Source organism: bacterium, assembly GCA_008933615.1.
Taxonomy (GTDB): domain Bacteria; phylum CLD3; class CLD3; order SB21; family SB21; genus SB21.
In genome coordinates, this window is sequence record WBUR01000008.1 from 99,666 (window position 1) to 109,423 (window position 9,758).

General features: G+C 44.9%; 7 protein-coding genes and 1 pseudogene. 2 read left to right on the plus strand and 6 right to left on the minus strand.

The window, feature by feature from the left end; genetic code table 11:
- Nucleotides 1-22: 22 nt before the first annotated feature.
- The 4 genes from F9K33_04650 to F9K33_04665 all read right to left on the minus strand — a co-directional run bounded on the left by F9K33_04650 (nucleotide 23) and on the right by F9K33_04665 (nucleotide 3,984).
- A complete protein-coding gene (locus tag F9K33_04650; GenBank protein ID KAB2880653.1) occupies nucleotides 23-694 on the minus strand; it encodes an ABC transporter ATP-binding protein in 672 nt (223 codons plus the stop codon).
- Between the two features lie 84 nt (nucleotides 695-778).
- On the minus strand, nucleotides 779-1,144 hold the full coding sequence (locus tag F9K33_04655; GenBank protein KAB2880654.1) for a four helix bundle protein: 366 nt from the start codon (nucleotides 1,142-1,144) through the stop codon (nucleotides 779-781).
- Between the two features lie 113 nt (nucleotides 1,145-1,257).
- Nucleotides 1,258-2,493, minus strand: a complete 1,236-nt coding sequence (locus tag F9K33_04660; protein KAB2880655.1) for an efflux RND transporter periplasmic adaptor subunit — start codon at nucleotides 2,491-2,493, stop codon at nucleotides 1,258-1,260.
- Nucleotides 2,494-2,622: 129 nt separating this feature from the next.
- Complete coding sequence (locus tag F9K33_04665; GenBank protein ID KAB2880656.1) at nucleotides 2,623-3,984, minus strand: glycine--tRNA ligase; 1,362 nt, start codon at nucleotides 3,982-3,984, stop codon at nucleotides 2,623-2,625.
- A 175-nt stretch (nucleotides 3,985-4,159) separates the two neighbouring features.
- Here F9K33_04665 and F9K33_04670 point away from each other — a divergent pair, with 175 nt between their 5' ends.
- Nucleotides 4,160-5,119: a methionyl-tRNA formyltransferase gene (locus F9K33_04670; GenBank protein ID KAB2880657.1), complete on the plus strand. Its 960-nt coding sequence runs from the start codon at nucleotides 4,160-4,162 to the stop codon at nucleotides 5,117-5,119.
- Nucleotides 5,120-5,337: 218 nt separating this feature from the next.
- The gene (locus F9K33_04675) at nucleotides 5,338-6,519 is read left to right on the plus strand and encodes a PLP-dependent transferase (protein ID KAB2880658.1); all 1,182 of its coding nucleotides are present in this window, start codon (nucleotides 5,338-5,340) and stop codon (nucleotides 6,517-6,519) included.
- A 236-nt stretch (nucleotides 6,520-6,755) separates the two neighbouring features.
- Here the strand turns inward: F9K33_04675 and F9K33_04680 are convergent, their stop codons facing one another.
- Entirely contained in the window at nucleotides 6,756-8,588 is a 1,833-nt protein-coding gene (locus F9K33_04680) for a phosphoenolpyruvate carboxykinase (GTP) (protein ID KAB2880659.1), read from the minus strand.
- Nucleotides 8,589-9,093: 505 nt separating this feature from the next.
- A pseudogene (locus F9K33_04685) lies at nucleotides 9,094-9,460 on the minus strand (DUF559 domain-containing protein).
- Nucleotides 9,461-9,758: the final 298 nt, after the last annotated feature.

The following is a 9,758-nucleotide window of genomic DNA, read 5'->3' on the forward strand; positions in this document are numbered from 1 at the left end:
ATTACATTGTTTCTAATCTTTTTTATTCCAGCGAACCTTTATCCAGATGCCGCTTCACATGCGCCTTTTCTGCGGCATGCGGATCGTGCGTGACCATGATGATCGTCTTATTCAATTCTTTGTTCAGCCGGTCCAATAACGTCATGATCTCGTCTGCGGAATGGCGGTCGAGATCGCCTGTGGGCTCGTCCGCAACGATGATCTTCGGGTCGGTCACAATCGCGCGCGCGATCGCCACACGCTGCTGCTGTCCGCCGGATAATTGATTCGGAGAATGAGACATACGGTCGGCCAGACCAACGATGTCCAGCACACGCTCGACGTGTTCTTTGCGTTTCTTCTTTGATAAATTTGTGAGATGAAGCGGCAGTTCCACGTTCTCAAATGCCGTTAATACCGGCATGAGATTATAAAATTGAAAAATGAAACCGACATTATCGGAGCGCCATTTTGCCAATCCGGTTTCACTCAGTTCATTTAGGTTCGTTCCGGCAACATTAACTATCCCATTCGACGGTCTATCGATACCCGCGATCAAATTCAGAAGCGTCGTTTTTCCTGAACCCGACGGGCCCATCAGTCCAAGAAACTCACCTTCGGGAACGGACAGATTTATGTTCTCCAATACCGGTATCTTCAGGCTGTCACGCTGATACGATTTACTTACATTTTTGATTTCAACTATGCCGGGCATGTTTAACTCCTCTATTTAGGGATTACAAATTCCAAAATTCAAATTTCAAGTCACAAATAAAACTCAAGGAACCAATTTTCAAACCTATTTTGATTTTTCCAGAATCGCTGAGAATATTTTTTTCAGTTCTATAGCCTCATTCAACAAAACCAAGGATGTTTCATTGAAGTCCGCAGTGTTAAGATCTTTGATGAGGCGAATCCAGAAAGCAGATTCTTTCGATTCTTTTCTGCAAATCTTTATTCTGAAAATAAAATCCTTTTTACTCACAGATTCGTTTGCCTCGATATAATTAGCGCCTACCGATCCAGAGGCTCGAATTAACTGAGAAACATGTTCTCTATTGGAGATTGTTTTTGGCAATTGTTTACAGAATAAAGCTGTGTTTTTTGCAAATTGAAAAGTACGCTCTTCCAAATCATATATCTTAGTTTTCCCTGTTTGAGTCATTTGAAATTATTTGGAATTTGTTTATTGTGATTTGGAATTTATTTTATCACCTGAGTAATGCTCTCTATTTGCGACTAACCTATCTTCAATTCAAAATTCAGAATTCATTATTTCTAATTTGCTTTAACCTTGTCTCCACTCTGAAGATCAGCCGCAGGCGAATTAACGATTTTGTCTCCGGACGATAATCCACTGACCACCTCTATGCGGTCTCCCATTTTTTCACCGAGCAGAATTGCCTTTTCGGTAAGGGCGTCGTTTTTGATAATAAAGACCACTTGGGTTCCGTTCCGTTCAGCTATCGCGCTGAGAGGTATCGTGAGTTTAGGTTTTGCATTCATCTGGCTGTCGCTTACCGCTTCACTCAAAAAAGTCACTTTCGCGCTCATTTCCGGCAGAACTTTATTGTCAATTTCCAAAAATTTTATTTTAGTCAAAATGGTCGCCTTTGCCCGGTCGGCCGTGGGAACGATCTTCCATACTTCGCCGCGATACCGTTTTTCCGGAAATGCATCCAGCGTGATCTCGCAGGGCTGTTGTATCTTAACGCGTTCGATGTTGGATTCTGACACGTCGGCTTCTAATTGCAGCGAGGCCATGTCTGCCATGGTTACGACGTTACCTCGGGAATTAGCACCCGCAGCAAAGGGCGCAACGATCTCACCGACGTCGGCATTCTTGGTCAAAACCGTTCCGTCAAATGGCGCTCGAATCACGGTGTTTTCAATTTGCACCTGTGCGGCATTTATCACCGCTTCAAACGATACCACATTTGCTTTCGCAGAGTTCACGCGGGCGACGGCTGATTTGTATTGGGCCTTCACGATCTCAAAATCCGAATCGGTGATCACCTTCGACTTCCAAAACGACTCGTTTCGTTCATATTCTTTTTGCGCTTGTTCAAAATCCGCTTCGGTCTGTTCTAATTGCGCTTTCGCCGCGACCCAGTTCGCATTAGCTTGAGCCAACTGTGCCTGCACATCGTTGTCTTCCAGACGAGCAATAATTTGGCCATGTTTCACTTTATCGCCTTCCTCGACTCTCAGATAAACCAGCCGCCCTGTTCCTTTTGATGCAACGGATGCTTTGCGCTGTGGAACAATGTATCCGCTTGCGGTCAGTACGCCGCTCGTCTGCCCGGGAAGCATGAGCGAAGCCGTCGTCACGTTCACCGTCTTTGCCGATTGGAACATCGGCGCCAAAAACCAAGCTCCGATCGCACACACGACTAAAACGCCAATGATGACAAACCATTTCGCTTTACGGTTTCCGGAAGGCTCTTCAGAATAATTCGTCTGCCGGTTAATTTTTAGCGATGTTAGATCAACTTTTTCGTTTTGTATGGTCATAGTAATTCTAATTGATTTTTTTGTTACGCTGTAAATTTACATTAAATACTTAAAACAGAAATTGTTTTTCGGTCAACGGTTGTTTTTTAACGGTGAATAGCACACCGGCGAGCCGAATCGCACATATCATTATAATATCAGTTTTTCATTCAAATAATTCAATACGCGATCAACCGTAATTCTCTCTTGCAGCATTGAATCACGTTCACGAACCGTGACAGTCTGGTTCTGCAATGTTTCGCTGTCGATCGTAATACAGAATGGCGTACCAATCTCATCCTGACGCCGGTAGCGTTTGCCAACCGTCGCGCTTTCATCATAAAATACTTTATAATGATTTTTCAGTTCATTATACAGTTTCATAGCGATCTCCGGCATACCGTCTTTTTTAACCAGAGGTAAAACAGCAGCTTTCACGGGCGCAAGCTTGGGATGAAATTTCATCACGGTTCGAACTTCCGTTTTCCCGTCGCCGGTCGGCGCTTCTTCTTCCTGATACGCGTTAACCAAAAACGCCATGAGGCCTCGTGATGCGCCCGCAGAAGTTTCTATGACATACGGAATAAATTTTTCTTTTGTTGAGTCGTCAAAATAGTCCAGATTTTTCCCGCTAAATTCCTGATGCCGACGTAAATCGTAATCAGTTCGATTATGAATTCCCTCAATTTCGCCCCATCCGAAGGGGAAAAGGAATTCTATATCAAATGCCGCTGAAGCATAATGTGCGAGTTTCTCATGTTCGTGGAAATTCAATTTATCCGCGCTCATACCCAAATTGATATACCAATTCTTTCGCTCTTCCTTCCAATAATTAAACCATTCCATATCCGAACCGGGTTTCACGAAAAACTGCATTTCCATTTGTTCGAATTCCCGCGTACGAAACAGAAAATTTTTTGTGTTGATCTCATTTCGAAAGGCCTTCCCGATCTGGGCAATACCGAATGGAACTTTCTGGCGCGAAGAATCTTTCACATTATGAAAATTTACATAAATACCTTGCGCTGTTTCCGGCCTGAGATACACGACGGAACCGGTTTCCTCTAAAGGTCCGATGTAGGATTTGAACATCAGATTAAACTGACGCGCTTCGGTAAATTTTCCTTCCGCCTGACACTTACCGGCTTTACGGCCGGCGTATGCTCTGTTTCCGCAAAGGGATTCCTCGATCTGATCGGCGCGGAAACGCGCTTTACATTCTTTGCAATCCACCATCGGATCGGTGAAATTCTCCACATGTCCGCTGGCTTCCCAAACGCGCGGATGCATGAGAATGGATGCATCAATGCCTTCGATATCATCGCGAAAGGTCATGGCCCGCCACCAGGATTGCTTGACATTATTGAGAAGTTCCACACCTAGCGGGCCGTAATCCCAGCATCCATTGAGACCTCCGTAAATTTCCGATGATTGAAATATAAACCCGCGCCGCTTGCACAGCGATACGATCTTATCCATTAACTCAGTGCCGTTCACTTTCTTGTCAGACATCTTCACTCCAAAAATTGCGTTTTACCAATATAAATGCTATCGACAAACTATTTTCAATTGTATAGATTATTTACTTGAAAATCAATTTCATTTTGGAAGTCAATTCAAAAAATTATAGATTAAACATGCCCGTCTAAATGCGGTTTGGTCACGAACAGATAATCAAGACGTAATTATGAAAAGCTTAAAAATCATTTTCATGGGAACGGCGGAGTTTGCCGTTCCATGCCTCAAAAAACTTTATGAAAGCCCTCATCAAATTGTGGCCGTTGTAACGGCGCCGGATCTTCCGCGCGGCCGCGGACAAAAAGTATCCTTCACGCCGGTCAAGGAATTTGCGATTGAACATAACATTGACGTGATACAACCGGGAGTGGAAAAGGGAAGTTTACGCGATCCGCATTTTATCGAACAACTGAAAACATACGACGCCGATCTTTTTTTGGTCGTTGCGTTCCGCATATTACCGCCGGAAGTTTTCGAATTACCTCCGCTCGGCAGCATCAATTTACACGGCTCGTTATTACCTAAATTCCGCGGCGCGGCGCCTATAAACTGGGCCGTTATTCGCGGTGAAAAAGAAACGGGCGTTACGACCTTTATTATTCAACAAAAAGTTGATACCGGAAATATGATCCTGCAAAAATCACTTTCCATCGGTGAAGACGAAACGGCCGGGGAAGTTCACGACCGCTTATCCGTTCTCGGCGCCGAGACTTTACTAGAAACGGTGGAACTTGTTGCAGCAGGAAACGCGCCGCGTCTGGTTCAGGACGAATCTCTGGTTTCTACCGCTCCGAAAATATTCAAAGAACAGTGCAGGGTCGATTGGAATTTATCCGCATTGGAGATCAAGAATTTTGTACGCGGATTGTCGCCGCATCCTTGCGCCTATTCCGTCATCCATGCCGAACATTTCAAGATATACAAGGTTACTATTGATAACGACAAAACCATTGAACATCAAGCCGCCGGCACTATTGCTGAAATTGACAAGAACGATGGGATTGCGGTTGCGTCCGGCGACAAGAAGCTTGTTTGGATCAAGGAGATTCAGCCTCCTTCAAAAAAGAAAATGAGCGTGCAGGAATTTTTGCGCGGACATGATGTAAGTTCGTGGATAAAGTTTGATTAATTTATCAACTATTCAGCCATTATGATGATTTCCGGTTCCTGAAGTATAAGCAGGAATCACAATGCGGGTCAAGATCAGGAAATACCGTTGTCATTCTGAAATCCTTTCTACTTCTGAAACCTCCTTCATTCACAAAAGATTCTTTCAGAATGACATGAACGGCTATTGAAACGGATGCTGAAGAAATACTTAATTTCTAAATAACACACAGAAATATCATGACACGAAAAAGCATTTCAACCAAGGTCGTTCATGCCGGTGAACGACTGGATCCTCAAACCAAATCGTTGACGACTCCTATTTACCAATCTTCCGTGTTCGGTTTCGAAACGGCCGACGACATGATCGCGGCATTTGAAGGAAAGCCGGACGCGTACATTTATTCGCGGATCGCCAATCCGACTATCGCGGCAGTTGAAAAGAAATTAGCCGAAATAGAAAACGGCGAAGATGCTATTTTGTTTGCAAGCGGATTGGCCGCATCGTATGCGATATTTGCTTCACTAATAAAATCCGGTGATCATATTATTTCCGCCGGCGATATTTACGGCGGCACGGCGACGCAGCTGAAAGAATTTATCCCGAACCTCGGTGTGGAAGTGTCCTTTGTTGACCTGATAAACGATCCTGAGGTCAATATTCAAAAAAATATTCGGCCAAATACCAAATTCGTATTTTTTGAAACACCGACCAATCCGACCATTAAGATTGTTGATATAGAAGCCGTTGTTCGTGCCGTCAAGAAGCGCCAACTTCTGACGGTGATGGATAACACGTTCGCGTCACCGGTTAATCAGCAGCCGCTCTCAATGGGAATTGACATCTCTTATCATAGCGCGACTAAATATTTAGGCGGACATGACGATCTGACGGCGGGCGTTGTAATCGGCAGAGCGGAGATGTTAAAACAAATACGGCGATATCGAACATACGTTGGCGCTTCGATTGATCCGCAAACGGCGTGGCTTCTCGGCCGCGGAATTAAAACGCTTGACGTTCGTATGGAGCGCCAGAATAAGAATGCTCTCGTATTGGCAAAACATCTGTCTACAAACCCAAAAGTCAAGCGCGTATTTTACCCCGGATTGGAATCATCCCCTTATCATGCTACGGCAAAAAAACAAATGAGCGGTTTCGGAGGGATGCTAGCTTTTGAAATTGAATCCGATAGAAACAAAATGAATCTGTTCATAAAAAACCTGGAAATGATAAAACTAATCCCATCCTTAGGCGGTGTTGAAACTACCATATTGATACCGGCTTATTCATCGCATTTTTTTATGACGCCGGAAGAACGAAAAGCGCTTGATATTTCGGTCGGATTGATCCGCGTTAATACCGGGATCGAGTATATTGAGGATATTATAGAGGATTTTGAGAGAGGGCTGCAGGGTATTTAGAAGCGAGTTAGAACAACAAAAAATATTAAACACCAAATGAATAACGACAAAGAGGTTTTCAGTTTTTTATTATGTGTTGCGCGTTATATGTTTATCATTTCTTCTTTAATCCGGTTTTTTTCAACCCCCTAGCCCCTTTTAAAAAGAGGGAATAATACCGGGAACCATAATATTGAATAAAAAAAGCGCCATACTTTGTGTATGACGCTTTTATATTACTTACTTTTGATTACCAATTACTCGTGGGCTAATTCCCATTTCTCCGGAGAGCGCCACAAACTCGAGAGTATCAATTCACGCATCCAGATAAACTCTTTTGGAAGTTTATCATAGAGCTTCGTGAAAAGTTCCTGGTGTCCGTGAATTTCTTCTTTCCATTTTTCCCGATCAACGGACATTACTTTATTGAAATCATCCGGACTATATTTCATCCCAGCCCAGTCAATATCCTCGTATCGCGGCATCCATCCGAGCGGGCTTTCGATTCCAAATGCTTTTCCCTGCACGCGTTCCACGACCCATTTTAATATTCGCATATTTTCTCCATAACCCGGCCACAGGAATTTTCCCTCTTCGTTCTTTCGAAACCAGTTAACGCCGAATATTCTCGGCGGGTTTGGAATATTTCGTCCGAAATTGAGCCAGTGCGTAAAATAATCTGCGGCATGATAGCCCATAAACGGAAGCATCGCGAATGGATCGCGGCGAACATTCCCGGTTGCTCCGGCGGCTGCGGCGGTTGTTTCCGAACCCATAGTCGCGGCAAGATATACGCCGAAGTTCCAATTAACCGCCTGGTAGACCAGCGGAACGGTCGTCGCTCTGCGGCCACCGAATATAAACGCCTTGATTGGAACGCCTTTCGGGTTTTCATAATCCGGATCAATACACGGACATTGAGAAGCCGGTGCAGTAAACCGCGCATTCGCATGGGCCGCGGGCTTGCCTGCGGCAGGATCAAAAGGCTTCCCGTGCCAGTCCGTCAATCCTTCGGGCGCTTTGTCAGTCAGACCTTCCCACCACACATCGCCGTCGGCCGTAAGCGCTACATTCGTAAAAATCGCATTCTTACCAAGAGATGCCATGGCGTTCGGATTAGTCTTCTCATTGGTTCCGGGGGCAACGCCGAAGAAACCGGCTTCAGGATTGATCGCGTAGAGTTGACCGTCAGGTCCTGGTTTAATCCATGCTATGTCGTCGCCAACGGTCGTAATCTTCCACCCTTCAAATTCCTTTGGGGGAATGAGCATGGCGAAATTCGTTTTGCCGCATGCGCTTGGGAAAGCGGCAGCAACGTATGTTTTCTCACCTTTTGGGGGCTGAACTCCCAGAATAAGCATATGTTCCGCCAGCCAACCCTGATCGCGCGCCATGACGGAAGCGATGCGCAATGCAAAACATTTTTTGCCGAGAAGGGCATTTCCGCCGTAACCGCTGCCGTACGACATGATGGATTGCTCTTCGGGAAAATGCACGATATATTTTTCTTTATTGCACGGCCATGTCACATCTTTCTGTCCGGCCGCGAGCGGCGCGCCAACGGAGTGCAGCGCTTTCACAAAATGGCCGTCACCTAAGACTTCAATCACTTTTTTACCCATGCGCGTCATGATGCGCATGTTAACCACTACATATGCAGAATCCGTAATTTCGAAACCGATATGCGCGATTTTCGATCCCAAAGGCCCCATGCTGAACGGAATAATGTACATCGTCCGCCCTTTCATACAGCCATCAAAAAATCCATGCAGCTTCTTTTTCATTTCATTCGGGTCCATCCAATTATTGGTCGGGCCGGCATCGTCTTTGCGTTTGCTGCAGATAAACGTACGATCTTCGACGCGCGCCACATCGCCGGGATCGGAAAAAGCAAGGTAACTGTTTGGCTTCTTCTTCTCATCTAATTTTCTGAACGTACCGCTTTTGACGAGTTCATCGCATAAACGATCGTATTCTTCCTGGCTGCCATCGCACCAGTACACCTTATCGGGTTTACAGAGTTCTGCGGTTTCCTGAACCCAATCCACTAATTTTTTGTTTTTTACATACGGCGGAACTTGCATAATCATTCTCCTTCATTCGGAATAGTAAGTATTTTTTTGAGAAGCAGATCTCAATATCGGTATTAATTAATGCCCTGAAATCGGACACTCCTTGCGGGCACTTGAATGGCTAAAATATAGCCTCTCTAAATTTAAAATGAAAGAAAAAAGGCGGTATACATACCGCCTTTTATTTTGTGAAAAACAGATCAAATGCGCCCTGAATGAAGAGGAAAAATGAACCCTTTATATTTGGGAAAAAATATAAAAAAGGCAACCACCGAAGTGATTGCCTTTAAAAAAAATATTCAGACAATATTATTTAACAACAGGAACCCATACTCCGCCTTCGAGTTTTGCGGTACCTGTGCTTGGAGCGTGACGACTGGCAATTCCAATAAAGCTGTCCGATCTCCCAGTCCTCGGTCATCAACGCGGCCGGCTTACCCTTTGCAACCTCAAAATGGTATGAGAATTTGTAAGGCAATTTCCTGACGTCTCCTTCCCATTTTCATGGGAAGGGATGAGGTTGTCAACCAGCAGAAACTAGGTTTCCGATCTCAGTTTTTATCATATCCAACGTTTTTTCGATATTCTCGTTAACTTCCTCATCACGAATACGCAAAAACGCGATCCCGTATGTTTCAATGATCTCCTGGCGTTCCCCGTCATATTTTCTTGCTTCTTCAGAATCGTCCGTCTACCACAATCGCCAACTTCAATTCCGGGCAATAAAAGTCAAGCACGAACGGGCCGACACTGAATTGTCTTCGAAACTTAAAGCCTTCAAGTCCGCGATCTCTCAGGTTTTGCCAAAGCAGTTTTTCCGCACGGGTCGAACGTTTTCGTAAAGTGCGGCGTTTTTCTTTTTGTGCGTTTTGATTGAATATTTTGCTCATAGGCTTTTGTCTCCAACCTCAACCCTATCCCTTCTCCTTGAAAAGGAGAAGGGAACGTACAAACTAAAATAGTACGTTCCCTCTCCTCAATGAGGAGAGGGACAGGGTGAGGTTCTCTCCTACCCCTCCACGACCTTGATCTCCTCCGCCTTCAGGCCGTACAACTCATACGCCGCTTCGTCGATCATGTGTGCTTTTGTCTCCAGCCTCAACCCTATCCCTTCTCCTTGAAAAGGAGAAGGGAACGTACAAACTAAAACAGTACGTTCCCTCTCCTCAATGAGGAGAGGGACAGGGT

Excerpts from the sequence above, each read along its gene's own strand:
- F9K33_04670 (KAB2880657.1), top strand. The coding sequence starts at position 4,160 with ATGAAAAGCTTAAAAATCATTTTCATGGGAACGGCGGAGTTTGCCGTT.
- F9K33_04655 (KAB2880654.1), bottom strand. The coding sequence starts at position 1,144 with ATGACTCAAACAGGGAAAACTAAGATATATGATTTGGAAGAGCGTACT.
- F9K33_04665 (KAB2880656.1), bottom strand. The coding sequence starts at position 3,984 with ATGTCTGACAAGAAAGTGAACGGCACTGAGTTAATGGATAAGATCGTA.
- F9K33_04650 (KAB2880653.1), bottom strand. The coding sequence starts at position 694 with ATGCCCGGCATAGTTGAAATCAAAAATGTAAGTAAATCGTATCAGCGT.
- F9K33_04660 (KAB2880655.1), bottom strand. The coding sequence starts at position 2,493 with ATGACCATACAAAACGAAAAAGTTGATCTAACATCGCTAAAAATTAAC.
- F9K33_04680 (KAB2880659.1), bottom strand. The coding sequence starts at position 8,588 with ATGATTATGCAAGTTCCGCCGTATGTAAAAAACAAAAAATTAGTGGAT.
- F9K33_04675 (KAB2880658.1), top strand. The coding sequence starts at position 5,338 with ATGACACGAAAAAGCATTTCAACCAAGGTCGTTCATGCCGGTGAACGA.